This is a genomic window from Nocardia yamanashiensis NBRC 100130 (assembly GCF_001613325.1).
Lineage (GTDB): Bacteria > Actinomycetota > Actinomycetes > Mycobacteriales > Mycobacteriaceae > Nocardia > Nocardia yamanashiensis.
Map to the genome: position 1 here is coordinate 36,318 of NZ_BDCD01000003.1, position 26,680 is coordinate 62,997.

The 26,680-nt window shown below is 68.1% G+C and carries 27 protein-coding genes; 10 read left to right on the top strand and 17 right to left on the bottom strand.

The window, feature by feature from the left end:
• Positions 1 to 12: 12 nt before the first annotated feature.
• Complete coding sequence (locus NY1_RS03255) at positions 13 to 600, bottom strand: GNAT family N-acetyltransferase (protein ID WP_084534610.1); 588 nt, start codon at positions 598 to 600, stop codon at positions 13 to 15.
• Positions 601 to 699: 99 nt separating this feature from the next.
• Between NY1_RS03255 and NY1_RS03260 the strand changes: the two genes are divergently transcribed.
• A complete protein-coding gene (locus NY1_RS03260; RefSeq protein ID WP_067708053.1) occupies positions 700 to 1,281 on the top strand; it encodes a TetR/AcrR family transcriptional regulator in 582 nt (193 codons plus the stop codon).
• A gap of 1 nt (position 1,282) precedes the next feature.
• Here NY1_RS03260 and NY1_RS03265 read toward each other — a convergent pair whose 3' ends face one another.
• Positions 1,283 to 2,092, bottom strand: a complete 810-nt coding sequence (locus tag NY1_RS03265; RefSeq protein ID WP_067708061.1) for an Rv1486c family protein — start codon at positions 2,090 to 2,092, stop codon at positions 1,283 to 1,285.
• A 259-nt stretch (positions 2,093 to 2,351) separates the two neighbouring features.
• Here NY1_RS03265 and NY1_RS03270 point away from each other — a divergent pair, with 259 nt between their 5' ends.
• Complete coding sequence (locus NY1_RS03270) at positions 2,352 to 4,550, top strand: MMPL family transporter (RefSeq protein ID WP_067708064.1); 2,199 nt, start codon at positions 2,352 to 2,354, stop codon at positions 4,548 to 4,550.
• Between the two features lie 24 nt (positions 4,551 to 4,574).
• On the opposite strand, the gene NY1_RS03275 is transcribed toward NY1_RS03270, so the two are convergent.
• A complete protein-coding gene (locus NY1_RS03275; protein ID WP_067708066.1) occupies positions 4,575 to 5,399 on the bottom strand; it encodes a DUF3097 domain-containing protein in 825 nt (274 codons plus the stop codon).
• Positions 5,400 to 5,573: 174 nt separating this feature from the next.
• Between NY1_RS03275 and NY1_RS03280 the strand changes: the two genes are divergently transcribed.
• Together NY1_RS03280 and NY1_RS03285 are read left to right on the top strand one after the other, a co-directional pair.
• Positions 5,574 to 6,005, top strand: a complete 432-nt coding sequence (locus tag NY1_RS03280) for an NfeD family protein (protein ID WP_067708069.1) — start codon at positions 5,574 to 5,576, stop codon at positions 6,003 to 6,005.
• A 3-nt stretch (positions 6,006 to 6,008) separates the two neighbouring features.
• Positions 6,009 to 7,211 (top strand): SPFH domain-containing protein, encoded by a 1,203-nt coding sequence (locus NY1_RS03285; protein WP_067708072.1) that lies wholly within the window; start codon positions 6,009 to 6,011, stop codon positions 7,209 to 7,211.
• 52 nt (positions 7,212 to 7,263) lie between these two features.
• Here NY1_RS03285 and NY1_RS03290 read toward each other — a convergent pair whose 3' ends face one another.
• From NY1_RS03290 to NY1_RS03315, 7 genes are read right to left on the bottom strand one after another with little or no spacing between them, the layout of a single operon-like run.
• Complete coding sequence (locus NY1_RS03290) at positions 7,264 to 8,202, bottom strand: TauD/TfdA dioxygenase family protein (RefSeq protein ID WP_067708075.1); 939 nt, start codon at positions 8,200 to 8,202, stop codon at positions 7,264 to 7,266.
• A gap of 33 nt (positions 8,203 to 8,235) precedes the next feature.
• Entirely contained in the window at positions 8,236 to 9,585 is a 1,350-nt protein-coding gene (locus tag NY1_RS03295; protein WP_067708078.1) for an LLM class flavin-dependent oxidoreductase, read from the bottom strand.
• Positions 9,586 to 9,613: 28 nt separating this feature from the next.
• Positions 9,614 to 10,507: an ABC transporter permease gene (locus tag NY1_RS03300; RefSeq protein ID WP_067708081.1), complete on the bottom strand. Its 894-nt coding sequence runs from the start codon at positions 10,505 to 10,507 to the stop codon at positions 9,614 to 9,616.
• Positions 10,500 to 11,333 (bottom strand): ABC transporter ATP-binding protein, encoded by an 834-nt coding sequence (locus NY1_RS03305; RefSeq protein WP_067708082.1) that lies wholly within the window; start codon positions 11,331 to 11,333, stop codon positions 10,500 to 10,502. Before NY1_RS03305 ends, NY1_RS03300 begins: the two co-directional genes overlap by 8 nt.
• Positions 11,330 to 12,409 (bottom strand): ABC transporter substrate-binding protein, encoded by a 1,080-nt coding sequence (locus NY1_RS03310; RefSeq protein ID WP_067708084.1) that lies wholly within the window; start codon positions 12,407 to 12,409, stop codon positions 11,330 to 11,332. Before NY1_RS03310 ends, NY1_RS03305 begins: the two co-directional genes overlap by 4 nt.
• Before the next feature lie 50 nt (positions 12,410 to 12,459).
• A complete protein-coding gene (locus tag NY1_RS42605) occupies positions 12,460 to 12,636 on the bottom strand; it encodes a hypothetical protein (RefSeq protein ID WP_157762016.1) in 177 nt (58 codons plus the stop codon).
• A 10-nt stretch (positions 12,637 to 12,646) separates the two neighbouring features.
• Positions 12,647 to 13,435: an IclR family transcriptional regulator gene (locus NY1_RS03315; protein ID WP_067708087.1), complete on the bottom strand. Its 789-nt coding sequence runs from the start codon at positions 13,433 to 13,435 to the stop codon at positions 12,647 to 12,649.
• A 490-nt stretch (positions 13,436 to 13,925) separates the two neighbouring features.
• Here NY1_RS03315 and NY1_RS03320 point away from each other — a divergent pair, with 490 nt between their 5' ends.
• The 3 genes from NY1_RS03320 to NY1_RS03330 all read left to right on the top strand — a co-directional run bounded on the left by NY1_RS03320 (position 13,926) and on the right by NY1_RS03330 (position 15,157).
• A complete protein-coding gene (locus NY1_RS03320; RefSeq protein WP_067708088.1) occupies positions 13,926 to 14,261 on the top strand; it encodes a transglycosylase family protein in 336 nt (111 codons plus the stop codon).
• A 212-nt stretch (positions 14,262 to 14,473) separates the two neighbouring features.
• Positions 14,474 to 14,761, top strand: a complete 288-nt coding sequence (locus NY1_RS03325) for an ArsR/SmtB family transcription factor (protein ID WP_067708220.1) — start codon at positions 14,474 to 14,476, stop codon at positions 14,759 to 14,761.
• A gap of 6 nt (positions 14,762 to 14,767) precedes the next feature.
• Positions 14,768 to 15,157, top strand: a complete 390-nt coding sequence (locus tag NY1_RS03330) for a VOC family protein (RefSeq protein WP_174567153.1) — start codon at positions 14,768 to 14,770, stop codon at positions 15,155 to 15,157.
• A gap of 12 nt (positions 15,158 to 15,169) precedes the next feature.
• Here NY1_RS03330 and NY1_RS03335 read toward each other — a convergent pair whose 3' ends face one another.
• Genes NY1_RS03335 through NY1_RS03345 form a run of 3 tightly spaced genes read right to left on the bottom strand, consistent with a single transcriptional unit; the run spans position 15,170 to position 17,807 of the window.
• Positions 15,170 to 15,967, bottom strand: coding sequence for an ABC transporter ATP-binding protein (locus tag NY1_RS03335; protein WP_067708093.1), 798 nt, complete (start codon positions 15,965 to 15,967; stop codon positions 15,170 to 15,172).
• Complete coding sequence (locus tag NY1_RS03340; RefSeq protein ID WP_233039564.1) at positions 15,964 to 17,013, bottom strand: taurine ABC transporter substrate-binding protein; 1,050 nt, start codon at positions 17,011 to 17,013, stop codon at positions 15,964 to 15,966. Before NY1_RS03340 ends, NY1_RS03335 begins: the two co-directional genes overlap by 4 nt.
• Positions 17,010 to 17,807, bottom strand: a complete 798-nt coding sequence (locus NY1_RS03345; protein ID WP_084534616.1) for an ABC transporter permease — start codon at positions 17,805 to 17,807, stop codon at positions 17,010 to 17,012. The genes NY1_RS03340 and NY1_RS03345 overlap by 4 nt, the downstream gene beginning before the upstream one ends.
• Positions 17,808 to 18,140: 333 nt before the next feature.
• On the opposite strand from NY1_RS03345, the gene NY1_RS03350 reads away from it, so the two are divergent.
• Together NY1_RS03350 and NY1_RS03355 are read left to right on the top strand one after the other, a co-directional pair.
• Positions 18,141 to 19,082 carry a pyridoxamine 5'-phosphate oxidase family protein gene (locus NY1_RS03350; RefSeq protein WP_067708098.1) on the top strand — a complete coding sequence of 314 codons (942 nt, stop codon included), beginning with the start codon at positions 18,141 to 18,143 and terminating at the stop codon, positions 19,080 to 19,082.
• 45 nt (positions 19,083 to 19,127) lie between these two features.
• Positions 19,128 to 20,147 (top strand): AraC family transcriptional regulator, encoded by a 1,020-nt coding sequence (locus tag NY1_RS03355; protein WP_067708100.1) that lies wholly within the window; start codon positions 19,128 to 19,130, stop codon positions 20,145 to 20,147.
• 46 nt (positions 20,148 to 20,193) lie between these two features.
• Here NY1_RS03355 and NY1_RS03360 read toward each other — a convergent pair whose 3' ends face one another.
• The 4 genes from NY1_RS03360 to NY1_RS03375 all read right to left on the bottom strand — a co-directional run bounded on the left by NY1_RS03360 (position 20,194) and on the right by NY1_RS03375 (position 24,413).
• Positions 20,194 to 21,063, bottom strand: coding sequence for an alpha/beta hydrolase (locus NY1_RS03360; RefSeq protein ID WP_067708103.1), 870 nt, complete (start codon positions 21,061 to 21,063; stop codon positions 20,194 to 20,196).
• 126 nt (positions 21,064 to 21,189) lie between these two features.
• Positions 21,190 to 22,686, bottom strand: coding sequence for an APC family permease (locus NY1_RS03365; protein ID WP_067708105.1), 1,497 nt, complete (start codon positions 22,684 to 22,686; stop codon positions 21,190 to 21,192).
• A 180-nt stretch (positions 22,687 to 22,866) separates the two neighbouring features.
• Entirely contained in the window at positions 22,867 to 23,781 is a 915-nt protein-coding gene (locus NY1_RS03370; RefSeq protein ID WP_067708109.1) for a LysR family transcriptional regulator, read from the bottom strand.
• The gene (locus NY1_RS03375; protein ID WP_067708226.1) at positions 23,778 to 24,413 is read right to left on the bottom strand and encodes a TetR/AcrR family transcriptional regulator; all 636 of its coding nucleotides are present in this window, start codon (positions 24,411 to 24,413) and stop codon (positions 23,778 to 23,780) included. Before NY1_RS03375 ends, NY1_RS03370 begins: the two co-directional genes overlap by 4 nt.
• A gap of 146 nt (positions 24,414 to 24,559) precedes the next feature.
• Here NY1_RS03375 and NY1_RS03380 point away from each other — a divergent pair, with 146 nt between their 5' ends.
• A complete protein-coding gene (locus NY1_RS03380) occupies positions 24,560 to 26,674 on the top strand; it encodes an oxidoreductase (RefSeq protein ID WP_067708112.1) in 2,115 nt (704 codons plus the stop codon).
• Positions 26,675 to 26,680: the final 6 nt, after the last annotated feature.

Here is a 26,680-nt window from a genome sequence, read left to right on the forward strand (position 1 = left end):
CGCGCGGCGCGGTCAGCGCAGCTGCCGTCCCAGCACCTCGTCATCGAAGGTGCGGTCACCGAGCCGGAAGTTGCGCCGCGCCACCGGTTCGAAGCCGAACTTGCGATAGAACCGCTTGGCCCGTTCGTTCTCCTCGTTGACGCCCAGCCAGACCGCGGCGCACCCGTCGGCGCGGGCCGCGCGCACGACTTCGTCCATCAGCGCGGCGGCGGTGCCGGTGCCGTGCCGGGCGGGATCGACGTAGAGCTTGGACAGGTAGGCGGTGCGCTCGGACTTCCAGCCGGGCGGGCAGTCGGAATGTCCGATGCCGTGCAGCGCGAGGGCGTAGCCGACGGGTGCGTCCGCGGGTCCGGCGATGAAGACCCGGCATTCGGGATCGTTCAGGTACGCGCGGAAGGATTCGATATCGAGCTGATGGGCGATGAATGCATCGATGTCCTTGCGTGCCAGCCATTTCGGGCAGGCCAGCGGAAAGGTGCGGGCTGCCAGTTCCGCCAGCGCCGCCGCCCGGCCGGGAGCATCACCGACCAGTCGGATGGGCGCCACGCCGTCCGGTGTGGACATCGGTTCTTCCAGCAGGTGCGACGACACGGCGGGCATCTCGGCTCCAAACGCAAACGGTTAGTTGTGTTTCTCGGAGGCTAGCAATCGCCCCGCCGAGAACGCAACTAACCGGTTGCGTTCTGTAGGCTGGCCGATATGGGATGGGATACCGCCGGCCGCCGCAAGCTGCTGTTGGAGGCCGCCACCGGCCATTTCGCCGAGCACGGCCTCGCGGGTGCGCGCGTGGACGCCATCGCCGCCGCGGCCGGGGTGAACAAGCAGCGCATCTACCAGTACTTCGGCGACAAGGACGCCCTCTTCGCCGAGGTCATGCGTCAGGCCATGGAGAACACCATCGGCGCCGCCGAACTCAGCGGTTCGGGCCCGGAAGCCTTGGTGCACTACGCCGCCCGCCTCTTCGACACCTACGCCGCCCACCCCGACCTGGCCCGCCTGCTCGCCTGGGAAGCCCTGGAACGCCGCGCCCCCATCGCCTTCGACGACCGCGTCACGGCCTGGACCCACAAGACCGCGGCCCTGCGCACCGCCCTACCCCACCTCGACGACGAATCCGCCCGCCACCTACTACTGTCCACCTTCACCCTGGTCACCGGCTGGTGGTCACTACGCCAGCTCCAAGCCGTCCTGCTCCCCGCTGCCTCCGGCGACCACCCCCGCCGCGAAGAACTCCTCGACCAGATCCGCCGCCTCGCCCAGTCCGCGCGCGGGGAAGTCTGAACTATCGCGCGTGCACCGCGGCCAGCCGGGCCGCGCGGATGGCGTTCCACAGTGGGCGCAACAGCGTCTCCTGGGCAGCGGCCGCGCTCGCCGACGTGGGCGCCGAGGCCGGTTCGCGCTCGGCGACGGTCAAGATGGCGGCCACCTGATCGGCGGAATCGAGAATGCGGCGGGCGCGCAACGGCATCGACTCGGGGTAGGCGTGGCGGGTGTGGCCCTCCAACTCGGCCTCGATCAGGTCGCGGGGCGGAATGCCGCCGGTGTCCATACCGGTGGTGTGCAGTTGCATGAGCGCGTCGGCGGCATCGCGCACCGCTTGGCGCATCGAATACTCGGCCTCGCCGAGCGGCATATCGGGTTCGGAGGTCATCGGAATGGGCGTGGCGTACACGGTCCAGCGCAGCGCCTCGTCCTCGGTCCACACCGGTACCAGTCCGGTGCCCAGGGTGCCGGGCGCTCCGAGTAGCAGGCCCTCGCCGGCTTCGGTTGCGGCGGCGGCGAATTCGGACCCGGTCGGCAAGCCGCGCACATCCCCGGGCACCGGCAGCACCAGCCGCAGCTCGGCCCCGGGCGCGGCGGTGGCCTCGCGAATCAGCTTGAGCAGCACCATGATCCCCGCGCCCGGGCCCGCGTCGGTCTCGTCGTGCGCGGCCCAGGGTAGCCCGGTGTGCCCGCCGGTCACCGGGTCGCCGGCCGCGACGCTCTGCCGCGGCGCCCAGGTGCGCAGGGCGTCGAGCAGGTCGTCGGGGGCGCTGCAGCCGGCCAGCCAGGACCCGGCCCACACCGTCAGCGTCGTACTCGGTGAGCTCATCCCAACAGAATAACTGGGGGACAACTGGGGCACGGGGCGGAAATCGATCAACCGTTCGACCACTGCGGGTCGTGCTCGGGGACAAGGGATCTGAGGGTCGGGTGTGTCAAGTCTGAGGATCTGGACTGAATGTGTTCCGGAATTGGGCTCTCGGTCGAAACGGTGTCGGACTCGTCAGTAATGTCGGGTGCGGGCGGTGGCCGTCGGCGGTTGGACGGGTCGCGGTTCGGTGTTGTCGGTTCGGACGAAGAGGCTTTGGATGTTCGCGTGGTGGGGTGGTGTGGTCTACCGGCTGCGGTTCGGGGTGCTCGGGGTGGTGGTGGCCGGGCTGCTGGCCTTGGGGGCCTACAGCGTCGGGGTGGCCGATCGGCTGACCGCGGGCGGGCTCGAGGATCCGCGGGCGGAGTCCTCGCAGGCGGCGCGGCTCGCCGATCAGGCGTTCGGGCGCAATCACGATGTGGACGTGGCGGTGCTCTACACCGCGCCGGAAGGCAAGACGGTCGACGATCCCGAGTTCAGCCGGAAGGTCATCGACAATCTGAACCGGCTGCCGCGGGAGTATCCGGAGCAGATCGCGGGGATCAACGCGGCCTACTGGCGAACCGATACCGGGAAGATCAGCGGGGCCAAGGCGGCGACCAAGGATCGCAAACAGGCCATCGCGCTGATCGCGATTCGCGGCGATACCGACACCGACATGGTGCGGAACTATCGGAAAGTCAAGGACGTCTTCTTCATTCCGGGCGTGGACGTGCAGGTCAGCGGTCTGCAGCCGATCGCGGGGACGCTCAATGACACCATGGCCGACGACCTGCACCGGATGGAGCTGATCGCGCTGCCGGCGGTGGCGGTGCTGTTGTTCTTCATCTTCGGCGGGGTGGTCGCGGCGGCGCTGCCGTTGGCGATCGGCGGGCTGACCATGCTCGGCGCGCTCGGAATCGTGCGCGTGCTCACCGATTTCATCGAGGTCAACAGTTTCGTGTCCTCGGTGGTGACCATGATCGGGCTGGGGCTGGCCATCGATTACGGGCTGTTCATCGTGAGCCGGTTCCGGGAGGAGCTGGCCGCGGGCTACGACACCCGCGCGGCCGTGCGGCGCACCGTCATGACCGCGGGCCGGACCGTGGTGTTCTCCGCGACCATGATCATCGCGAGTCTCGGCGGCATGCTGCTGTTCCCGCAGGGCTTCCTGAAATCCATGGCGTACGGGGCGATTACGACCGTCTCGCTGGCCGCGCTGACCGCCGTCACCATCCTGCCGGCCGCACTGGGCATTCTCGGCAAGCGGGTGGACGCGCTGGGGCTGGAGCGATTCCGCCGGACCAAGACCGCCGAGGAGATCGAGAACGGATTCTGGGGCCGCTCCACCGCCTGGGTGATGCGGCATCCGCTGAAGATCGGCGTCTCGCTGTCGATCATCCTGCTGCTGCTCATCCTGCCGGTGAAGAACCTGGTCTTCGGCGGGTTCAGCGAAAAGTACCTGCCCCCGGACAATTCCGTGCGCCTGGCCAAGGAACAGATCGACACCCTGTTCCCCGGCAATCGATCCGACCCCATCGAACTGATCTTCGTCTCCGCCGACAGCACGGCGGTGGGTGCGGCCTGGAAACAAGCCGATGCAGCGCCCGGCCTGGACACCCCGTTCGAGGTGCCGTCGCGCTCGATCAAGAACCCCGACGTCTATCGCACCAAAGCCACGGTCGCCGACGTCAACGAAGCCGGCGACACCATCGACTTCCTGCGGGCGATGGAACTCCCCGAGGGCACCACCATGCTCGTCGGCGGCCTGCCCGCCGTGCAGAAGGACAGCATCGACGCCCTGCTGGTCCGTATCCCGCTCATGGTGGTCCTGGTGCTGGCGCTCACCACCCTGCTCATGTTCCTGACCTTCGGCTCCCTGGTCCTGCCGATCAAGGCCGCCCTCATGAGCGCCCTCGGCCTCGGCTCCACCCTTGGCATCCTGACCTGGATCTTCCTCGACGGCCACGGCGCCACCCTGCTCAACTTCACGCCCCAACCCATCCAGGCCAACGTCCTGGTGCTGATCATCGCCATCATCTACGGCCTGTCCACCGACTACGAGGTCTTCCTCATCTCCCGCATGGTCGAAGCCCGCGCCGCCGGCGCCACCACCACCGAGGCCATCCGTACCGGCACCGCCCACACCGGCCGCATCATCACCGCCGCCGCTCTCATCCTGCTCGTGGTCACCGGCGCCTTCGCCTTCTCCGACCTGGTGATGATGCAGTACATCGCCTACGGCATGATCGCCGCCCTCTTCATCGACGCCACCGTCCTGCGCATGCTCCTCGTCCCCGCCACCATGAAACTCCTCGGCGACGACTGCTGGTGGGCCCCCAAGTGGCTCAAACGAATCCAGCAGAAAATCGGCCTCGCCGAACCCGCCCTCACCCCAGACCACCCCACCCCGGACAAACCCGACCTCGTAAAGGTTTGACCGGCAACGGAATCGACGGCCGGGTTATTCGGGTTCGGTGACGAAGTCGATGAGGCGTTCCACCGCGCCGATGAGGGGGGTTTCGAGGTCGCGGTAGGAGGTGACGGCGTTGTAGACGCGGCGCCAGCCGTCTTGTGGTGTGCCCCAGCCCAATCGGCGGCAGATGCCGGTTTTCCATTCTTCGCCGCGGGGGACTTCGGGCCAGGCCTTGATGCCTACCGCGGCGGGGCGGACGGCTTGCCAGACGTCGATGTAGGGGTGGCCGGTGACCAGGACGTGGGGGCCGAGGCCGGTGGTCAGGCCGGTTTCCTTGGAGCCGGTGACGAGGTGGTCCACCAGGACGCCGACGCGGCGGCCGGGGGCGGGGTGGAAGTCGGTGAGGCGGGTGGCGAGGTGGTCGAGGCCTTCGAGTTGTTCGACGACGACGCCCTCGACGCGCAGGTCGTGGCCCCAGACGCGTTCGACGAGGGCGGCGTCGTGGATGCCTTCCACCCAGATGCGGCTGGCCTTGGCCACCTGGGCTTTGAGGCCCGCGACGCGCGTGGAGCCGGAGGCCGAGCGGGTGGGCTGCTGCTGGGGAGCGGCTTTGGGGCGCACCAGGGTGACCGGCTGGCCGTCGATGAGGAAGGCGGCTTCGCGGAGGGCGAAGAGGCGGACGCGGCCGGCGCGGTCCTCGAGTTTCACGAAATCGCCGTCGTAGGTGCGGTCGAAACCGACTACGGCGCCGCAGAATCCGGTAGCGGCGTCCTCGGCGACCAGGTCGCGGTCCGCGACCACGGTGGGGACCTCGCGTTTGCGCGTCCTGGAATGCCCCGAGAAGATGTCGCCGTAACCGTGCTGCCCGTTCACGGGGGCGAGGGTACCGGGGCGGGCCGCGAAATGCGGTCGCGCCGCGCCCAATCGGGGCCCGAGTGTGGGGCACGCCGCAGCGGCCCGGGCGGATTGATCTGAAATGGGCGGTTCCGGCGGCAGGATGATCACGAAAAGCGGCCGCGAACGGGCCCGCCGACTAGTGTTGGGTGGGTGGCCGCAATCGTTTGGCTGGTCGCGGGGATCCTCCTCGCGGCCGCGGAGATGCTCATCGGCGATCTCACGTTGCTCATGCTCGGGGGCGCCGCGCTGATCACGGCGGGGGTCAGCGGGCTGGCGGGGACTTCCGTGGTGGTGGACGCCGTGGTGTTCGGCGTCGCCGCGCTCGTGCTCATACTGCTGGTGCGCCCGTTCCTGTTGCGGCGCTTCGCGACTCCGCCCCCGCATCAGACCGGCGTCGCCGCGCTGCCGGGCAAGACCGCGAAGGTGCTGGAGGCGGTCGACGAGCACGGCGGCCGGGTGAAGGTGGACGGTGAGGTCTGGAGCGCACGGCCGTTCGACCCGTCGGAGACTTTCGAGGTGGGCGCGACCGTGTGCATCATGAAGATCGACGGCGCGACCGCCGTCGTCTGGAAAGGGCCGTAAATCATGGCTGTACTCATAGTCGCCGCGGTATTGATCCTGCTGGTCGTGGTCGTGGTGTTCAAATCGGTGGCGCTGGTGCCGCAGGCCGAGGCCGCCGTCATCGAACGACTAGGGCGGTATTCGCGAACCGTGTCCGGGCAGTTGACGTTCCTGGTGCCGTTCGCGGACCGGGTGCGCGCCAAGGTGGACCTGCGCGAGCGGGTCGTCTCGTTCCCGCCGCAGCCGGTCATCACGCAGGACAACCTGACCGTGCAGATCGACTCGGTCGTCTACTTCCAGGTCACCAGCCCGCAGGCCGCGGTCTACGAGATCTCCAATTACATTGCGGCCGTGGAACAGCTGACCATCACCACGCTGCGCAATGTGGTCGGCGGCATGACCCTGGAGGAAACCCTCACCTCCCGCGATCAGATCAACAGCCAGCTGCGCGGCGTGCTGGACGAGGCCACCGGGCGCTGGGGCCTGCGCGTGTCGCGCGTGGAACTGAAGGCCATCGATCCGCCCCCGTCGATCCAGGAATCGATGGAGAAGCAGATGAAGGCCGATCGCGAGAAGCGCGCCATGATCCTCACCGCGGAAGGCCAGCGCGAAGCCTCGATCAAGACCGCCGAAGGCCAGAAGCAGGCGCAGATCCTGGCCGCCGAAGGCTCCAAGCAGTCGGCCATTCTGTCGGCCGAAGGCGAACGCCAGTCCCGCATCCTGCGCGCCCAGGGTGAGCGGGCCGCCGCCTATCTGCAGGCGCAAGGTCAAGCCAAGGCCATCGAAAAGGTGTTCGCCGCAATCAAATCCGGCAAGCCGACCCCGGAACTGCTGGCCTACCAGTACATGCAGACGCTGCCGCTGGTCGCCAAGGGCGACGCCAACAAGGTGTGGCTGGTGCCGAGCGATTTCGGCAAGGCCCTGGAGGGTTTCGCCCAGAACTTCGCCACCAAGGGCGCCGACGGCGTCTTCCGCTACGAACCGGCCCCGGACACCGAGCCCGCCGAACGTCCCGAGGACGATTCCGACGAGGTCGCCGACTGGTTCGACACCGCCACCGATCCGGCCGCCGAACGCGCGGTGCGCGCCGCCGAAGCCGATGCCCGCACCCCGGTGGAACCGACCGGCATCCCGCCCCGGCCGCGCCTGGAACAGCAACCGCCGCAACGGTATCGCCCGGATCCGGGTGATCCGCCCGCGCAGCCGCCGCGCCCGCTGGGCCGCTGACGCCGACGCGCCCCTCGACCGCATCGATCGAGGGGCTCGCCGCTGTTCGGGGTCAGTTCGACGAACCCACGAACCGTTCCCCGGCGATGGAGCGCGACTCCTGCCCGTCCACTCCGACCGGCACCTCACCCTCGAGCGTGGTGCGGTACAACACCCGGGTCACGTCCAGATGGTCCAGATCGCTGGGCGCGAGATGCGCGGTGGCGCGATTGTCCCAGAACGCGAGACTGCCCTGCTCCCAACGGAATCGCACCGTGTAGGCGGGATCGGACAGCTCCGCGTACAGCAGCTCCAGCAGCGCGTCGCTCTGCCGCGGGCTCAATCCGATGATGCGGGTGGTGAACCCCGGATTCACGAACAGGACCCGTTCCCCGGTCACCGGATGCACCCGCACCACCGGATGCTCGGTCACCAGCGGCGCGGCCGCCACCCGCTTGGCGTAATCGCTCTCGGCGTCCCAGGCCGGCAGCTTCCCGCCGAACCGGTGCTCGGCCCGCAGCCCGTCCAGGAACGAGCGCAGCGATTCCGGCAGCCCGGCATAGGCCGCCGCCAGGTTGGTCCACTGGGTGTCGCCGCCGCGTTCGGGCGCGATCTCGGCCCGCAGCAGCGATGCCGCCGGGGGATTGATCAGCGGCGAGACATCGGTGTGCCAATGGTTGGTGTAGCTGAACTTCCGCTTGCCGAACCGCTTCTCGTACAGGCGGCTGTCCACGGCCAGGATCTCCGGGTACTCGGTGGGCGCGTCGTCGTCATAGGGATGCGACGGCGTGACCGCGCCGAACCGCCGCGAGAACGCGATCTGCTCGGCGTGCCCGATCTGCTGATCGCGGAAGAACAGCACCTTGTATTCGTGCAGCGCCGCGGTGAGCTCGGCGATCTGCGCGTCGGTGAAGTCGGCGCGCAGATCGATACCGCGGATCTCCGCCCCGATATGCCCGGCCACGGGTGCGATGGTGAAAGTGCCGGTACGGTTTTCGGCCACAGTGGTCATGATGAATTCCTCAGGGTTATCGGATGAATCGATTCACGCGGTGGCCCGCGCGTCCTCCCGGGCGGCGAACTGGCTCTCGACCGGTTCGAGCCCGTAATGCCCGCGCAGGGTGGTGGCGGTGTACTCGGTGCGGAACAGTCCGCGCTCCTGCAGGATCGGCACCACCCGGTCGACGAAGTCCTCGAGTCCGCCCGGCAGATACGGCGGCATGATGTTGAAGCCGTCGGCCGCGCCCTGCTCGTACCAGCTCTGCAGCTCGTCGGCGATCTGCTCGGGCGTGCCCGCGAAGGTGCGATGCCCGCGCCCGCCGCCGAGCTTGCCGATCAACTGCCGCACGGTGAGCTCCTCGCGCTCGGCCAGCTCCTTGACCAAGGTGAACCGGCTCTTGCCGCCTTCGATCTCGCTCTCGGCGGGCAGCGGCGGCAACGGCGCGTCGAGCGCGTGCTCGGTGAGATCCACACCCAGCAGCGAGGACAGCTGTTTGAGCGCGTAATCGGGGGAGATGAGGTCGGTGAACTCCTGCTCGAGCGCTCGCGCCTGTTCCTCGGTGTCGGCGATGAACGGCACCAGACCCGGCAGCACCTTCAGCTCGTCGGCCGAGCGACCGTACTTGGCCAGCCGCGACTTCAGATCGCGGTAGAACGCCCGCCCCTCGTCGATACCGCGCTGCGCGGTGAACACGGCCTCGGCGTAGCGGGCCGCGAATTCCTTGCCGCTCTCGGAGGATCCGGCCTGCACCAGCAGCGGCCGTCCCTGCGGGCCGCGCGGCGAGTTCAACGGCCCGCGCACCCGGAAGCGCTCACCTTGGTAATCGAGGGTGTGCACCTTGTCCGGGTCGGCGAAGATTCCAGCCTCTTCGTCGAGCACGATGGCCTCGGATTCCCAGCTGTCCCACAGCTGCACGGCCACGTCCACGAATTCCTGCGCCCGCTCGTAGCGGCGCGCGTGCTCGGGGATGACGTCGTAACCGAAATTGAACGCCTCGTCCTCGTTGCCGGAGGTGACGATGTTCCAGCCGGCCCGCCCGCCGCTGATGTGATCGAGCGAGGCGAACTTGCGGGCCAGATTGAACGGCTCGTTGTAGGTGGTGGACGCGGTGGCGATGAGCCCCACCCGTTCGGTGGCGGTGGCGATCGCCGACAGCAGCGTGACCGGCTCGAACACGGCGAGGGTATTGCGCTTGATGCGCGGCCCCACGGCCAGCCCGTCGGCGAAGAACACCGAATCCAGTTTGCCGCGCTCGGCGATGCGGCCCAGCTCCTGGAAGTGCTTCACATCCAGCACCCGGTGCGCCTCGGTGCGCGGATGCCGCCAGGCCGCCTCGTGGTGGCCGACGCCCATCAGGAAGGCATTGAGATGAAAAGGCTTGCGTGACTGCGACATACGAATTGTCCTTCGGGAAGTTCGGGGATCAGGACTGGACGCGCCAGCGGGAGAGTCGCCGCTCGATTGCGACCAGCAGCCCGTTGAAGCTCAGCCCGACCAGGGAGATGGCCACGATGCCCGCGTACATGTCGGGAATCTGGAAGTTCTGCTGCGCGGCGGTGATCAGATAGCCCAGACCCGCACGCGCACCGACCATTTCGGCCGCGATGAGCACCAGGATGGACGCCGAGGCCGCCATGCGGATACCGGTGAAGATGCTCGGCACCGCGGCCGGCAGCACCACCTTGCGGAACAGCGGCAGCGGCGAGAACCCCAGCGACACCGCCGATTTCACCAGCAGCGGGTCCACGGTCCGCACCCCGGTGATGGTGTTGAGCAGGATCGGGAAGAAGCTGGCGTACACCACCAGGGCGATCTTGGAGGTCTCGCCGATGCCCAGGATGAGCACGAACACCGGCAGCAGCGCCAGCGCCGCGGTATTGCGGAACAGTTCGAGAATCGGGCTCAGGAACTCCGCGACCGGCCGATACCAGGCGATGGCCACACCCACCGGAACCGCCGTGCTCAATGCGATGGCGAACCCGGCCAGCGACCGGCCGAGGCTGGCGGACACGTGCTCCTGCAGCTGGCCGGTGCGGATCAGCTCGAGCCCGGCGTCGAGCACCGCGCTGAACGGCGGCAGGAATACCTCGTCCACCAGTCCGAGCCGGGGCGCGGCCTCCCACAGCGCCAGGAACAGGGCGATGACCAGCGTCGGTTTGACGATTCGCCAGCCCAGCCGGGCGGTCGTGCGGGCGATTCGCGCGGCCGGTGAGCCGGCGGCCGCACTGGTCCGGGTCGCCGGTTCGACCGCGGGCGCAGCGGTGTCGGTGACCGGCGGGGCGGTGGTGACCGGTCCGAGAGCGATGGCACTAGACATGGCTGTTCCCGTCCGCGGCCAGGGCCGCTTTCTCGAGTCCCTGCGCCCGGGTGACCTCGTCGTGCAGCAGGGTCCAGATGTGATGGCGGATATCGCGGAAGCGTTCGCTGGAGCGGACATCGGGATCCCCGTCGCGATCCAGGTCGATGTCCACCACGGCCTTGACCCGGCCGGGCCGCGAGGTCAGCACCGCCACCCGCTGCCCCAGATACACCGCTTCGTCGATGCCGTGGGTGATGAACAGAATCGTCTTGCCGGTGGTGCGCCAGATCCGCAACAGCTCGTCCTGCAACGACTCCCGGGTCTGGGCGTCCAGCGCCGCGAACGGCTCGTCCATGAGCAGCACCTCGGGATCGAAGGCCAGGCTGCGCGCGATGGCCACCCGCTGCTTCATGCCGCCGGACAATTCGTGCGGATACCGGTTCCCGAAGCCGGCCAGCCCGACCAGCTCCAGGTATTCGTCCGCGATCCGCCGGCGCTCAGGACGGCGAACGCCCTTGGCCTCCAAGCCGAATTCGATATTGGCGCGGGCGGTGCGCCAGGGCAGCAGCGCGTACTGCTGGAACACGATGCCGCGATCCAGGCCCGGACCGGCGATGGGCGCGCCGTCGAGGAGGATCTGCCCGGCCGTCGGCTTGCTCAGCCCGCCCAGCAGATCCAGCAGGGTCGATTTGCCCGAACCGCTGGGGCCGACGAGCACCAGGAACTCCCCGGCGCGCACGTCCACGCTGATGTCCTCGATGGCGGTGAGGGTGTCGCGCTCACCGCGGACCGGGAACTCCTTGCGCACTCCGGACAGCGCGAGTTTCACAGTCGCCGTGGTCATTTCGCGACCTGCTCACCGCTCGGCCCGCTGCTGGCCGGGTATGTGCCATTGGCGTACGGGTTGTCCTTGTTGGTGTAGATGTCCTTGGCCGCGACCTTGCCCGCGGGCAGTTCGCCATTGCGGACCAGCCAATCGACCCAGATCTGCAATTCGCGTTCGGCGATCACGCCGCCCGGCACCGGAATGCCCGAACTCTTCCAGTACTGGAGCAGATTCACGTTCTCGTTGCGGCCGCGCTTCTCGATAATGGTCTTGAATTTGGCCAGCACCTCGTCGCGCGGCGTGATCTGCAACCAGCGCGTCGCCCGCGCGGTGCCCTGCACGAAATCACGCACCGCTTCCGGATGTTCCTTGATGTAGTCGTTCCGGAAAACGTAGGTGCCGTAATCGAATTGCCCGAACAGGTCCTTGTCGGTGTAGAGCGGGTGCACTCCGCCACGGCCCACCGCGGTATCCCGGAACACCGAACCCAGGGCCGCCACATCGATCTGCTTGTTGCGCAGCGCGTCCTCGGTATTGGCCGGCGGCAGCACCACCAGCTGCACCTGCTTGATCTCCTGATCGCTCAGGCCTTGATCGTGCAGCCACTGCCGGGTGATGAATTCGTGGTGCGCGCCGAGGGTATTGACGCCGACCTTCTTGCCGATCAGATCGCGCGCGGAGGTGATGCCGGAATCGTCGCGGACGAAATAGCCGGTGAACGATTGCTCGTCCGCGCCGTAGGAACTCAGCACCGAAGTGACGGGCGCGCCGCCCGCGATGAGCTTCACGACCGCGCCGTTGAAGGCGCTGCCGAATTCGATCTGCTTGGTCGCGGCGGCCTGGATATTGGCCGGACCGCTGGTGGTGTCGCCCTCCCAATGCAGATCGATCTTGGAGAAGTAGCCGAGATCGGCGGCCAGTTCGAACGGCGTGACCTGGCTGGTGCTGCCCTGATACCGCAGCACGGTCTTGCCGTCGGCGGTGGTGCCGGCATCGGTTTTCGCGCACCCGGACAGCGTGGCAAGTGCGGAGGTGACGGCGAGCGCGGCCACCAGGGCGCGCCGCAGCCGTGAGCTACGGGAAATGGAATGCATTGCTGATTCTTTCGGTGAATTCGCCGGTGGCGACGTGGAATACGAACGAATCAGGCGTGACAGATGCCGTGCGCGACGCGCATGAGATCGAGTGCGCGGCGCCGGGTGAGATCGGAAGGGATCACTCCGAGTCCTTTGCGGGAGTAGTCCTTGCGGAAGAGACGATGGTGCTCGAGGTTGCCCGCAATGGTGCGGTGCGCGCGGCGGGACGGCAACCTCGGTTTCACGATGTGGAAATCAGCGTGATTCTAATTCGGCGACGGAAAGCATTGGCCCACCGGCGGTTTGGAAAAGCGGGGCGATCCGGCCCGCGGCCACCCGCATGGCGGGCACGATACTGCGCACCAGGGAGTCGTCCAGCCGGGCCGAGCGCGCCTGCACGCCCAGCGCGCCGCGCACCCGCCGGTCCGGTCCGACGATGGGCACGGCGATGGCCCGGATCGGATCCTCGGTGTCGATGAGCTCACTGGCGAATCCCGTGCGGCGCACCCGATCCAGCTCCACGTGCGGCAGGGCGGGCTTCGAATCCCACTGCGCGGCATGACCTTCGGCGATGGCCCGGCCGGGGGAGAAGGCCAGCAGCGCATGCCCGACCGCGCTGGCGCGCAGCGGCTGGCGGGCGCGCGGGACCTGGTTCGGGCAGAAGAACACCGGCGGCCGGGCCTGGAACACGGTGACCGCGTCGCGATCCTCGGCCACGCTCACGCTCACAGTGATCTTGATGCCCGCGGCCAGCGCGTACAGGTGCGGGGCGGCCGAATCCAGGCCGAGGCGGGTGAGCGCCGGGCGCGCCAGCGAGGCCAGACCGTGACCGATGCGGTAACGATCGGTGGCCGGGTCCTGTTCGAGCAGGCCGCCGCGCACCAGCGCCTGCGCCAGCCGATGCGTGGTGCTGACCGGCAATCCGGCCCGGGCCGCCAGCTCGACCAGCGACAACTCCGGATCGTCGCCCTCGAAGCAGTTCAGGACCTGGATGGCGCGATCGACCGCGCGGGTGCCGGAACGGGGCTCATCGGTGGGTTTCATGGCTGCTCCTGCCGGGTAGAACGACGTTCCCGGCACTATCCCCAGCGCCGCGACCGGCGGCAATGATTGCGCGCAGCGCGATCCCAGCCGGTCAGCGCACGAATTTCGAATGCTGCCGCGCGGGCGCGCCGGATAAACGGCATCGTTTTGTGCTCGCTTTGTATTACGCGAGCCGGATCACTAAATTCACGTGACCTCCGTCACATTATCGGCCGTAAATTCGGTATTTGTAATTCGTTATCCATCCGATGCCATCTGCGAAAACTGCGCGGATCTCGTGTATTCCCATTTGTCAACCCACCGTGATCGCAACGTGATTCGCCGTGATTGTTCCGTTACCGTCGCTTTCGGCTCGGATAACCGGGCTCGAACTCGAATCGCCGAACACCAGCAAGCCCGTCCCGCGATTCGAACGCAACCGACATCCCTGGGGACGGGGACCCGCCGCTTCGAGCGCGGGCCGGAAGGGCGCAGGTAGGGAACCCAACTTATGCATCGCAACCGGAAGCTCACCTCCCGCATGCTCGCCGCCACCGCGGCCGTCGGCGCGCTCGTGTCCATCCCGTTCGCGCTGTCCACCGCGACCGCGTCGGCCGCGAGCGGCAACTGGGACGCCGTCGCGCAGTGCGAGAGCAGCGGCAACTGGGCCGCCAACACCGGCAACGGCTTCTACGGCGGCCTGCAGTTCACCCAGAGCACCTGGAACGCCTACGGCGGCTCGGGCAACGCCGCCAACGCCAGCCGCGAGGAGCAGATCCGCGTGGCCGAGAACGTGCTCGCCGGCCAGGGCCGCGGCGCGTGGCCGGTCTGCGGCGCTTACCTGTAAGCGCTCCGGCTTTCAAGAGCAAGATCGAGCCCCCACCGTCTGACGACGGTGGGGGCTCGCTTCGTTGGCGGGGAGAGGCAACGACGGTCGGGCTCGCTTCGGTGGGGAGGGTGACGAGGGGCGGTGCGGGAGGGTGCCGACGACGGGGTCTCTTCGGTGGGTGAGGACTGGGTACGTGACATGCAAGTGGTTACTTGCCTATAGTGGGCGGGGTGAGCGACGGTACCGATCCCGCCGAGGTGTTCAAGGCGCTGGCCGATCCCACGCGCCGGGTCATTCTCGACGAGCTCGCCGAACGGGACGGTCAGACGCTGTTCGAACTGTGCGGGCGGCTGACCATGCGGCACGGGATGTCGTCCACGCGGCAGGCCATCTCCCAGCATCTGGATGTGCTGGCGGCCGCCGGACTGGTGACCGCGAGCCGCGAAGGCCGGTACAAGTTCCACTACCTGAATCGGGAACCGCTGCGAAACCTCACTGACCGCTGGCTGAAGGAGTAGACGATGTTGCGTATCAATGTGACGAGCGTGTGGGTGGATGATCAGGCCAAGGCGCTGAGCTTCTACACCGACGTGCTCGGGTTCGTGAAGAAGACCGAGGTACCGCTCGGCGGACACAGCTGGCTGACCGTGGTGTCACCGGCCGCGCCCGATGGCGTCGAGCTCCTGCTGGAACCCGACGAGCACCCGGCGTCCAAGTCGTTGAAGGAAGCCCTTGTCGCCGATGGCATTCCGTTCACCTCGTTCGCGGTGGACGATATCCAGGCCGAATACGAGCGCCTGACCGGGCTCGGCGTGCGCTTCACCCAGCCGCCGGTGGACCACGGCACCGTCACCACCGCCGTGCTGGACGACACCTGCGGCAATCTCATCCAGATCGCCGAGATGAAGTCCTGAGCAGGTGACCGGCTAGCTGTGCGCGGCGTAGATCGCTTGTGCCAGCTCGGATTTGAGGGCCTGGAAGTCGGGTGTGGCGGTGACCGTCAGGGAGCGGACGCCGCCGGGTTCGTCGCCGGGCAATTCCACCCGGCGGTCCACGATCACCCGGCCGGGACGGGCGCTCATCACGAGCACGCGGGTGGACAGGAAGACCGCCTCTTCCACCGAATGCGTCACGAACACAATGGTTTTCCCGGCCTGCCGCCACAGGCGCAGCAACTCGACCTGGAGCCGTTCGCGGGTGAGCTGATCGAGCGCGCCGAACGGCTCGTCCATGAGGATGATGCGCGGATCGTTGATCAGCACGCGGGCGATCTGGGCGCGCTGCTGCATGCCGCCCGAGAGCTCGTAGGGGCGTTTGTCAGCGGCATCGGCCAGACCGACCAGCTTCAGCAGGCGGTCGGCTTCGGCGCGGCGGGTCTTCTTGTCCACGCCACGGCATTTCGGGCCGAATTCGACATTGCCGCGCACCGACAGCCACGGGTAGAGGGTGGGAGCCTGGAAGACCACGCCCCGTTCGGGCGCCGGACCGGCGACGCGATCCGCACCCACCACCAGCGTGCCGGTGGTGGGTTCCAGGAAACCGGCGAGCAATTGCAGCAGCGTGGTTTTGCCGCAGCCGGACGGGCCGACGATGCTCACGAATTCGCCGGGTTCGATGACCAGGTCGGTGGGGGAGAGGGCGATGGTCGAACCGGTCGCGGTCTCATAGGTTTTCGAGACCCCGGTCAGCGCCACCCGATCCCGGGCGCCGACGGCGGCCGTCATTTCGAGCTCGCCGCGGCCGTGGCGTAGACGGCTCCGGTGTAGGTCTCCGCGCTCGCCAGCCCCTGGATCTCGCCCTGGCTCAACAGGAATTCCGCCGATGAGCGCAGATCCGCCCCGAGCTGCTTGCCCAGATAGGAGGCCCCGGCCTGGGTCGACGCGTCCACATAGCCGTACTCGGTCAGCTGCTTGCGGATATCGGCGACCGGAATGCCCAGCTGCGCCGAAATGCGGGTGGCGGCGTCCTCCGGCGAGCTGTTGATCAGCTTGACCGCCCAGTTCTGCGCGGCCGTCCAGACCTCGAGGAAACGCGGGTTGGCGGTGACGAATTCGGCGCGGGCGCCCTCGAGATCGTAGGTCGGCTTGCCGGCCTTGGCGGTTTCGGCGGCGGTGGTCACCACGTGCCCGTTCTTGGTCAGCTCCGACAACGTCGGCTCCCAGATGAACGCCGCGTCGATCCCGCTGTCGCGCCAGGCCGCGGCGATGGCGTCCGGCTGCATATTGACCAGCGTCACCTCGCGTTCGATCCCGGCGGCGGTGAGCGCGGCCAGCAGACTGTAGTGCGAGGTGCTGGCGAACGGCACCGCGATCTTCTTGCCGCGCAGGCCCGCCACGGTGGTGATCGCCGGATCCTTCACCACCAGCGATTCCGCCGCGCCGATCACATCGTGCACCCACACCACCTTCATGGCGATGTTCAACGGCGCCGAAATCGCCCGGGCCGCAGCGGAACTGCCGAGCAGGCCCATATCCAGGGAGTTGGCTCCGAAGGCCTGGATCACGGTCGCGCCGGAGGCGAACTTGCTCCAGGTGATCTTGGCCTTGGGCAGGCAGGTCTCCAGCACCCCGGCATCCTTGACCACCAGCGCCCCATTGGGAATGTCCTGGTAGCCGAGTCGCACCGTGCCGGTGAAGGATTCGTCCACCGCGACCGGGCAGGCGGGCCGATCGGCGCTGCCGCCGGATTCGGTGCGCCCGGATTCCACGCAGCCGGTGAGCGAGACGGTCAGCGCGCCGGCCAGAGCCAGCGCCGCGAAAGTGGCTTTCACGCTTTGCCTTTCCACGGCACGAGCAGCGCGCCGATCCATTTGATGCCCGCGTCCAGACTCAGCGCGGTCAAGCCGATGACGATGATGCAGGCCATGGTCAGCGCCGTGTTCAACTGCTGACCGGCCAGGAAGGCGAGGCCGCCGATACCGGGAATGCCATTGTTCAACTCGGCCGCCACCACGGTGGTCCAGGCGAATCCGATGGCGACGCGGATACCGCCGATCACCTCGGGCAGCGTGGCGGGCAGCAGGACCCGGGTGGTGACCTGGAAACGGTTCGCGCCCAGGGACCGGGCGGCATTGATCCGATCGGCCGAGACGCCGTGCACGCCCGAGATGGTGGCGATGACCACCGGCGGGAACGCGGCCAGGAACAACAGCCAGATCTTGGAGGTGTCGCCGATCCCGAACCACACGATGAGCAACCCGATATAGCCCAGCGGCGGCAGCGTGCGCAGGAAGTTCAGATACGGCTCCACCACCGCGCCGACGGTCTTCGAGGTGCCGAGCACGAATCCCACGATCGGCCCGAGCAGCACGGCCGCACCCGCCCCGGCGGCGATGCGCTGCAGGCTGGCCACCAGGTGCTCCCACAGGAAATAGTTCTGTTCCCCGCGCACCTCACGCGGCACTCCCGGCGCGAGCTCGTGCCAGCTGTTGGCGCGCACGAACGCCGACCACACCGCCTGCGGGCCCGGCAGGAAACGCGGATCGACCAGTTCGACGGCGGCGACCACCCACCACAGGGCCAGGAAGACCGCCAGCGAGAACGCCCGCACCGCGATCGCCCGCACCCGGGGCGCGCCGAGAACGGTTCGCCGCCTGTCGGTTTCCCGCGCAACGGGCGGGGCCGCGCCGTTCGCGCCGGGCGCACCGCGATCGGCGGCGATCGGGGGAGAGGACACGCGGGGACTGCCTTCCGGTCGGACGATGGGCGTGGACCGACGGCGCCGACCCCGGGCCGAAACCGTCCGGTGCGATCCTTGCGCGGTCCGGGCGGCGCGAACAGGGCCACGATCACCGTGATTCGAAGTCCCCGCGCCCGGTCACGGGATCGCCATCAGAAGTTCCCGCCTCGTTATCGAACCGCCACACGAACTAGCCCCGGCGTTCCTACGCTCCCACCCATGACAGTCACCTGGCCCGACGAAGTGGACGACATTCTCGGCGGCGACCTGACCTGCGCGCTGGCCTATCTCACCCCCGCCGGCGGCGTGGTCGTCACCGCGGTCGCACCGATCGGGCTGCGCGACCGGGCGCTCGGCACCGTCGGCTTCACCACCTCCCTCGGCTTCGGCAAGAAACTCGAACGCATCGCCCGGAATCCCAAGGTGGCCTTGGCTTTCCACGCTCGTGAACACGGGCTGGGCGATCCGGGCAATCAGCGGTACGTGCTGGTGCAGGGCACCGCGAGCTTCGACGAACACCCCGATCAAGCCACCCTGGACGGTATCGGCGCACAGGCCACGCCGTATCTGGGCGCACCGCGGCGCGGCCGGTTCTGGGATCGCTGGCTCAGCGCGTACTACGCCGATCGGGTGCTGGTGACGGTCGCCGTCGAACGGATCGCGGTCTGGCCCGATCTCACCGCCACCAAGACGCCCGAGGTGTACGGCGCACCACTGCCCGCTGAGGCGGCGGCGCCGCAATCGCCGCCCGCCAAGGGCACCGGCCCGCGCGTGGAGGTGACGAAGGCGGCCGCGCGGGTGACCAAGCTCCCGCATCGGCTGCTGGGCTATCGCCAGGCCGACGGCTATCCCGCCGTGGTCCCGGTCCAGATCACTTCCGCCGGACCCGAAGGCATGCACCTCACCGTCCCGGACTCGGTGCCCGAATCCGGCCGCCGCGCCGGGCTTTTCGCGCATTCCTATCGTCCGGCATTGGTCGGACTACAAACCCGGCAGCACACCGGCTGGCTCGAGGTCACCGCCCAGGACGCCGTCTACGCACCGCACACCAGCTCGGGTTTCCTCGCGCCCCCGAACAAGACGCTGCTCCTACTGGCGAACGGTTTCATGGCTCGGCGCGGGCTGAAAAAGGCCGTTCGCGCACGGCGGAAGCCGGAGTGACCCGCTAGAGACCATTCGGTCTGAAAGCTTCGTTACACTCCGCCGGTGATCGAAGGCACCATTCCGCTGCGCACCGCAGTCGTTCTGCGGGATACGGCGCTGCGCGTCGGCGCGACACCGTGGAATATCGGGACCTTCACGGACATCGATCCGGCGGGGCTGGGCGATGACCGGCTGCGGGTGCCCATCGAATCGGCGTGGCGATTATGGGAACTCATCGGCGCCACCGGCGGTCCCGGCGCCGGACTGTGCGCCTCGGCGGCGGCCGAGCGCGGCGTGCTCGGGGTGTGGGATCACCTGTTCAGCAGTCGCGCCACGCTGGCCGAAAGTCTGCGCGCGGTCATGGAATTCCGTTCCGCGGTCACCGATCCGGCGGTGGAATGGCAGGTCATCGAGGACGGCGGGCTGCTGACGGTGCGGGTGGGCGTGGCCGTGGAATCCGATCCCGTGTTCGTGCCGGTCGAGGAATTCGTGCTCACCCTGATCCTGCGGCGGGTCCGCGAAGCCACCGGGCAGTACCTGGTGCCGGCCCGGGTCGCGTTCACCCATCGTGTCACGCACCGCCGCCGCGAGCTGGCCGACGAATTCGGCACCGGGCGTATCGATTTCGGCGCACCGTACTCCGAGATCACCTTCCTGAACGCGGCACGGCTGCCCACCGGCGGTGATCCCGGCCTGGGTGAGGTGCTGTGCCGGTACGCCGGACTGTTGCAGTCCACCTCGTACAAGACGCCGGACTGGCGGGACAAACTGCGCGCCGCCATCTCCGAGGCGCTGGCCTACGGTGACGCCGGGCTGGAAGCGGTGGCGCAGCGGCTGGCGATCAGCCCGCGCACGCTGCAGCGCCGGCTGGCGGAAATGCACACCACCTGGAGCGCGGAAATCGAGAGCGTGCGGCACGCGCAGGCCCGGGATCTGTTGCGCGACACCGCTCTTCCGGTGCAGGCCATCGCGGCGCGGGTCGGGTACTCCGATGCCCGCACCCTGCGCCGCGCGTTCCGGCGCTGGTCCGGTCAGACCCCCGACGCCTTCCGGAAAGAGGCCGCCGGGAGTTCCGTGCGCTGATACCCCGCGTGATCCGCGCACGGATCGGAAGCGACCCGGCCGGGGCTCAGCGCCCCAGCACCTTGTGGAACAACTCCGCCGCCACGTCGGCCGCGGGGTTGATCAGGTTCGGGTCGTCGTAGAAGTCGATCTGGCCGATCGACTGCAGCCACACCTCGGACTTCTCACCGGGCACGGTGGCGAAGAACTCGCGGGCGAACGGCGGCACCAGCGCGTTCTCCGAGTGCACCATGGCGAACGGCACCGCGATGCGGGCCGCCGCCTCGATGGAATCGAAGTCGCCGTAGGCGAACGACGCCACCGCATAGCCATTGGTGTAGTTCGGCACCGCGCCGCGCGGCGTCCCGTAGAACTCGTACGCCTCCCGCAGCGGCATGCCCACGTCACCGCCGTCGGGCGCGACCGCCGGAATGGTCTCGGACTCACCGGTTTCCCGCCACTTGGCCTCGGCGGCCCGGCCGCGCTCGAGCACCGCCGGATCCGGCGGCATCGCGGCGGTATTGGAGTAGAACCCGGCCACACCGGTGAACGCCTGGATCCGCGGATCGTCCGCGACTGCGCGGGCCATGTATCCCGCGCCCGCGCACACACCCACCGCGACGACCGGCAACTGCGCGGTCCGCGCGTCGGAACCCAACGCCGTCACCGCATTCCGGATGTCCTCGGCCTTGCCGAACCCGTTCTCGAACTGGCGCGGCTGCCCCGCGCTCTCCCCGAAGGTCCGGTGGTCGAACGCCAGCGCCGCGAACCCGCGCTCGGCCATGGCCCGCGCATACGCCCCGGCCGCCTGCTCCTTCACCGAGGTCAGTGGACCGCTGGTGACCACCGCGGCGATGGGCTCCCCGTCGGGCAGATGCAACAGCCCGACCAGTTGATCACCGTTGCTGGTGAAAGTGAATTGCTCGGTTCTCGTCACCGTGATCCCCTCGAATAGTTTCGGCTCGTGAAGCCTAGGGCCGCGGCCGAAGCGGCCGGGGGGACAATTCGAGCCGCACCGGGAACAATCCGCGCCACTACCACCGGATGGAAACAGTTCCGCCGACTACTCTGCCGGGCTCAGGGACGGAATGGGTTCGCGCGCATTGCGTACCGCCGCGGCACGCCAGTACCCGACCGCGCCGAGTACCAGCAGGACGGCCAGCGTCCCGAGGGTGAACAGTTCGAACTGGGCGCGATCGACACCCCAGACCGCCAGGAAGTCGTACTCGAGTCCGAACAGGCTGTCCAAGACGCCGGGGAAGATCGCCACGAACGAGCCGAGCGCGACCCAGGCGAGGCAGACCAGGCCCAGCGCCGCGAAGCCGCGATTCCCCACCGGCACCCGGAAAGGCCGGGGCTGATCCGGGAATCGGGTGCGCAGGCGGATCGCCGCCGGAATCACCAGCAGGTAGCTCAGCAGGAAGGTGGTGATCGAGATGCTCAGCACGACGGCGAAAACCGAAGCGCTGGAACCGGTCACCTGCATCGCCACCAGCATGAACACCGTGGCCACGACGCCGGACAGGAGATTCACGCGCAGCGGCGTGCCCAGCCGATGATGGAAGACGCCGAAGAACCCGCCGAAGAACGCGCCGTCCGCGGCCGCGACCGCCTGCACCCGATCGCTGATGATCATCCACGCCGCGCCCTGACTCATCAGGATCACGATGAACAGCACGGCCGCGACCGTGGCCAGCGGCTCGGCGGCCGGACCGTAGACGGTGAACACGGTGCCGATGGCCTCGAGCAGTCCGCCGATGCCGGTGATCTGGTCCTTCGGGACGACGATCAGGATCGCGAAGATCGGAATCAGGTAGCAGGCGGCGGCGGTCAGGCAGGACCGCAGCAGCGAGATGGGGACGTCGCGCGCCGGATTGTCCATTTCGGCCGCGGCCGCGCTGGAGGATTCGAAACCCAGATAGGCGAACAGCAGGATCGGGGTGACCCCGAGCAGGCCGGTCATCGTGGGGCTGAAGTCCTGGAAGGAGAGTCCGGCGATGCCGTGCTCGATCGCGTACGCAATGGTGGTGCCGACGAAGAACAGCAGCAACCCCAGTTTCAGGATCGCGCCGATGGTCGGAATCCACTTTCCCCGGCGCAGGCTGACGACGGCGGCGAGCACGGTCAGCCAGATGAAGCCGAGTTTGAACAGGTAGTCGCCCACTGATCCCGCCGGCAGGCTGCCGACGTGCTCGTTCCAGGTGGCGGCGGCGAGAAACGAGATCGAGCCGCCGACCCACACCGGCTGGGTGACCCAGGTCAGCAGTGCGGCGATCGCGCCGGCGCCGCGGCCGAAGGCCGTGCGGACCCAGGTGTAGGCGCCGCCCTCCTCGGTGAACGTCGAGCCGACCTCGGCGAAGACCAGACCGTAGGGCAGCAGGAAGGTCACCGCGAGCACCAGTGCCCAGGTGAAGGTTTGCGCGCCGAAGGTGGAGACCTGGCCGAGGGTTTCCAGGCCGACGACAGCGGCGATGATGAGGAAGACGATGTCGAAGCGGCGCAGGGCCTTGACCAGGTGCGCCGATTGTTCCGTCGCCAGGGCTGTCGGGGTGTCAATCATGTTCCGTCTCGATTCGGGGTGCCGAGCATTCTTTGAGATTCATCTCGATGAATGATGTTCAGCAAACAACGCCATCGTGTTCAGAACATGTGAACGACGCATTTCCCTGCCTATGGTTTTTTGATGCAGATCATCGAAAATGGTGAGTCCGCCCGGCTCGCGGCCCGTGTGCGCGCTGATTCATGCGCTGAAGGTCGCCCGGATCCGGGTGGCGACCGCGCGCACCCGGGCGGTGCGCTGCACGCCTTTCAGGCTCGCGAGCACCACCGACAGCGGCTCGACCTCGTCGGCGATCGCGACGGTGACCACCCGGCCGCCGTCGTAGGTGAGATCCGAGGCGGGCAGCTGGTTGAGGATGGAGAATCCGTGCCCGCGCGCCACCAGCCCGCGCACGGCTTCGTAGCTGCCGGTCCGATACCGGACGGTGGGCGTGACGCCCGCGGCGGTGAACATCGCGAGGAAGTAGTCGCGGCTCACCGGCAGGTCGAGCAGCACCATCGGGTCCTCGGCCAGATCGCGCAAGCGAATTGCGGTCTCGCCCGCCAGCCGATGATCCGGGGGCAGCACCACGTGCGGCGGGTAGGTGGCCAGCGTCTCGCATTCGAGATCGTCGGCGATGCCCAGGTCGTAGCACAGCGCCAACTCGCTGCTGCCGTCCCGCAGTGCCGTCCGCACGGTGTCGGGGCGCACCTCGACGACGTCGATCTCCAGCTCCGGATGTGCCTGTCCCACCTCGGAAATGAGCCGGGGCAGCAGGAACGGCGTCAGAGTGACGAAGGACGCCAGCCGGACCCGGCCGCGGACCGCGTCCTCGTGACCGCGCGCGGCGTCGAGGACATCGCCCAGATGCGCGAGCAGGCCGCGGGTATCGCGCAGCATCTGCTCGCCCGCGGCGGTCAGCACCAGCCCGCGTGAGCGCTGCCGGATGAACAGGGGCGTGCCGATCTGGTGCTCCAATTGCGAGATCGACGACGAGATCGCCGACTGTGCCACCATCAGCCGTTCGGCGGCCCTGGTCATGCTCAGGAACGTCGCCGCTTCCACGAAGTAGCGAAGCTGCGTGAGGGTCACGTCGGGGCGGCGCTGCGAGTTCATGACATCGCCGTGCTCTCGGCCGCGTCGAAGTCACCGAGGCGGCAGCCGAGCATGGCCTCCAGATACCCCAGCACGCTGTTGCGCGCGCCGATCGCGCTGATCCGGCGGTTGCGGGCGACGATGTGCAAGCCGAACGCGTCCTCCAATCCGACTGCCGTGCGGGCGATTTCGTCGGCGGACGCGGTGAAGGTGAACGCGCCGTGACTGCGGCCGATCTCGAGCGCCGTGGTGTACAGCGACACTTCCAGATCGAACAGCGTGGTCATCAGCACCGAATGCCGGGGATTGCGGCTGGCGTGCACATGCAGTTCGTAGAGCACGACGCACAGCGGGTCGTCAGCGGTATCGGGGATGCCGAGTCGCACTGTCCGGTACAGCCTTTCGACCGGATCGGAGCACTCGCGCACCGCGTCGAGCCGGCGCCGGTAGAACCGGTCCACCGCCGCTTCGTGCACCTCGAGCAGCAGATCCTCCATCGAGGGGTAGTAGTAGCTGACCAGCCCCGCCGACAGTCCCGCCTCCTGCGCGACGTCCTTGATGCGCAGCCCGGTCAACCCGCGCTGGGCGATGGCCGCGGTCGCGGCGGCCACCATCTCGTGCCGCCTGTTCTCCTGCTTCTTCGGACGCGCCATGTTCATCATTATTTATGAACTGGATCAGAAAACAAGTTCAGGTTTGACCTCTCCCCAGGTGGACAGATAGTCCGGGCCGGACGATTATTTGAGATCAATCGCAAAGAATGGTGCGATCCGATCCCCACTCCAGTCAGGAGCCTGCCGTGCGTGATCCCCGCTACGACATCCTCTTCGAGCCGGTCCGTATCGGACCGGTGACCGCCCGCAATCGGTTCTTCCAGGTTCCGCACTGCAACGGCATGGGCTACCGCGATCCCTCCGGCGAGGCCTACATGCGGCAGGTCAAGGCCGAGGGCGGCTGGGCGGTGGTGTGCACCGAGCAGGTCGAGATCCACCCCACCTCCGATATCGGGCCGTTCATCGAACTGCGGCTCTGGGACGACCAGGACCTGCCCGCCCTCACCCGGATCTCGGAGAAGATCCACGAGGGCGGCGCGCTGGCCGGTATCGAACTGGCCCACAACGGGCTCAACAGCCCCAACCTGATCAGCCGCGAGACTCCGCTGGGCCCGCAGCATCTGCCGGTGGTCTCCTGGAACTACGACCCGGTGCAGGCCCGCGAGATGACCCGGTCCGATATCGCCGACCTGCGGCATTGGCATCGTGAAGCGGTGCGCCGCTCGCTGCGGGCCGAGTACGACATCGTCTACGTCTACGCCGGGCACGCGATCGGCGGGCTGCATCACTTCCTGTCCCCGCGCTACAACAACCGCACCGACGAGTACGGCGGCAGCCTGCGCAACCGGGTCCGGCTACTGCGCGAGATCCTCGAGGACACCCGCGAGATCTGCGAGGGCCGCGCCGCCGTCGCCTGCCGCATCTCGGTGGACGAACTGCTCGGCGACGCGGGCATCACCCGGGCGGAGATGGAAGACGTCATCGGAATGCTCGGTGAGCTTCCGGACCTGTGGGACTTCGTGCTGGGCAGCTGGGAGGACGACTCGGTCACCTCCCGCTTCGGGCCCGAGGGCGAGCAGGAGCCCTATGTGCGCGGACTGAAGCAGCTCACCACCAAACCCGTTGTGGGCGTTGGACGTTTCACCTCACCGGACATGATGGTGCACCAGGTCAAGAGCGGCGTGCTCGATCTCATCGGCGCCGCCCGGCCCTCGATCGCCGACCCCTTCCTGCCCCGCAAGATCGAGACCGGCGATCTCGAGGACATTCGCGAATGCATCGGCTGCAATATCTGCGTCTCCGGTGACTTCACTATGTCTCCGATCCGCTGCACGCAGAACCCCACCATGGGCGAGGAGTTCCGGCGCGGATGGCATCCCGAGCGGATCAAACCCCGCGCGAGCGAGTCGACGGTGCTGGTCGTCGGCGCGGGCCCGGCGGGTCTGGAGGCCGCGCGTGCCCTCGGTCAGCGCGGCTACGCGGTCAGCCTGGCCGAGGCGACGCGCGAACTCGGCGGACGGGTGCGCGCCGAATCGAGCCTGCCGGGCCTGTCGGCGTGGATCCGGGTCGTGGACTACCGCGAGCAGCAACTGCGGCGGCTCGACAATGTCGAGGTCTTCCGGCAGAGCCCGATGACCGCGGACGACATCCTCGGCAACGACTTTCAGCAGGTGGTCATCGCCACGGGCGCGCGGTGGCGGCGCGACGGCGTCGCACGCTGGCACACCCACCCGATCCCGATCGACGCCGGGGCCGAAATCCTCACTCCCGACGACATTTTCGGCGGAGCGCGCCCGCGTGGTCGCAAGGTCGTGCTCTTCGACGACGACCACTATTACCTGGGTGGCGTGCTCGCCGAACTGCTGGCCGGCGAGAAGTTCGACGTCACCCTGGTCACCCCCGCCGCCCATGTCTCGCAGTGGACGACCAACACGATGGAGGTCCATCGCATCCGCAAGCGGGTGATGAACGCCGGCGTCGAGGTTCAGGTCAACCGGGCCGTCACCGCGGTCACCGCGGACGGTGTGACGACGACCTGCGCGTTCACCGGCCACGACGTCACCGTGCCCGCCGACAGCGTCGTATTCGTCACCGCGCGACTGCCCAACGACGGCCTGTACACCGAGTTGCACCGGCGCAAGGACGAATGGGAGGCCGCCGACCTGCGCTCCGTGCGCGGCATCGGCGATGCCTGGGCTCCCGGGACCATCGCCGCCGCCGTGTGGTCGGGCCACCGCTACGCCGAGGAACTCGACGAGCCCGTCCGCACCGATCCGGTGCCCTTCCGCCGCGAAGTCACCGGCCTGTCCACCGAACCCGTGCTGCTGCCCTTCCCGTCCCTTGCCGCACAACAACTTTGAGGAGAC

Bases quoted from the DNA above. Each gene is read 5' to 3' on its own strand.
- NY1_RS03255 (WP_084534610.1), bottom strand. From the start codon at position 600: ATGCCCGCCGTGTCGTCGCACCTGCTGGAAGAACCGATGTCCACACCG.
- NY1_RS03260 (WP_067708053.1), top strand. From the start codon at position 700: ATGGGATGGGATACCGCCGGCCGCCGCAAGCTGCTGTTGGAGGCCGCC.
- NY1_RS03265 (WP_067708061.1), bottom strand. From the start codon at position 2,092: ATGAGCTCACCGAGTACGACGCTGACGGTGTGGGCCGGGTCCTGGCTG.
- NY1_RS03270 (WP_067708064.1), top strand. From the start codon at position 2,352: ATGTTCGCGTGGTGGGGTGGTGTGGTCTACCGGCTGCGGTTCGGGGTG.
- NY1_RS03285 (WP_067708072.1), top strand. From the start codon at position 6,009: ATGGCTGTACTCATAGTCGCCGCGGTATTGATCCTGCTGGTCGTGGTC.
- NY1_RS03290 (WP_067708075.1), bottom strand. From the start codon at position 8,202: ATGACCACTGTGGCCGAAAACCGTACCGGCACTTTCACCATCGCACCC.
- NY1_RS03295 (WP_067708078.1), bottom strand. From the start codon at position 9,585: ATGTCGCAGTCACGCAAGCCTTTTCATCTCAATGCCTTCCTGATGGGC.
- NY1_RS03300 (WP_067708081.1), bottom strand. From the start codon at position 10,507: ATGTCTAGTGCCATCGCTCTCGGACCGGTCACCACCGCCCCGCCGGTC.
- NY1_RS03305 (WP_067708082.1), bottom strand. From the start codon at position 11,333: ATGACCACGGCGACTGTGAAACTCGCGCTGTCCGGAGTGCGCAAGGAG.
- NY1_RS03310 (WP_067708084.1), bottom strand. From the start codon at position 12,409: ATGCATTCCATTTCCCGTAGCTCACGGCTGCGGCGCGCCCTGGTGGCC.
- NY1_RS03315 (WP_067708087.1), bottom strand. From the start codon at position 13,435: ATGAAACCCACCGATGAGCCCCGTTCCGGCACCCGCGCGGTCGATCGC.
- NY1_RS03320 (WP_067708088.1), top strand. From the start codon at position 13,926: ATGCATCGCAACCGGAAGCTCACCTCCCGCATGCTCGCCGCCACCGCG.
- NY1_RS03335 (WP_067708093.1), bottom strand. From the start codon at position 15,967: ATGACGGCCGCCGTCGGCGCCCGGGATCGGGTGGCGCTGACCGGGGTC.
- NY1_RS03350 (WP_067708098.1), top strand. From the start codon at position 18,141: ATGACAGTCACCTGGCCCGACGAAGTGGACGACATTCTCGGCGGCGAC.
- NY1_RS03365 (WP_067708105.1), bottom strand. From the start codon at position 22,686: ATGATTGACACCCCGACAGCCCTGGCGACGGAACAATCGGCGCACCTG.
- NY1_RS03370 (WP_067708109.1), bottom strand. From the start codon at position 23,781: ATGAACTCGCAGCGCCGCCCCGACGTGACCCTCACGCAGCTTCGCTAC.
- NY1_RS03375 (WP_067708226.1), bottom strand. From the start codon at position 24,413: ATGGCGCGTCCGAAGAAGCAGGAGAACAGGCGGCACGAGATGGTGGCC.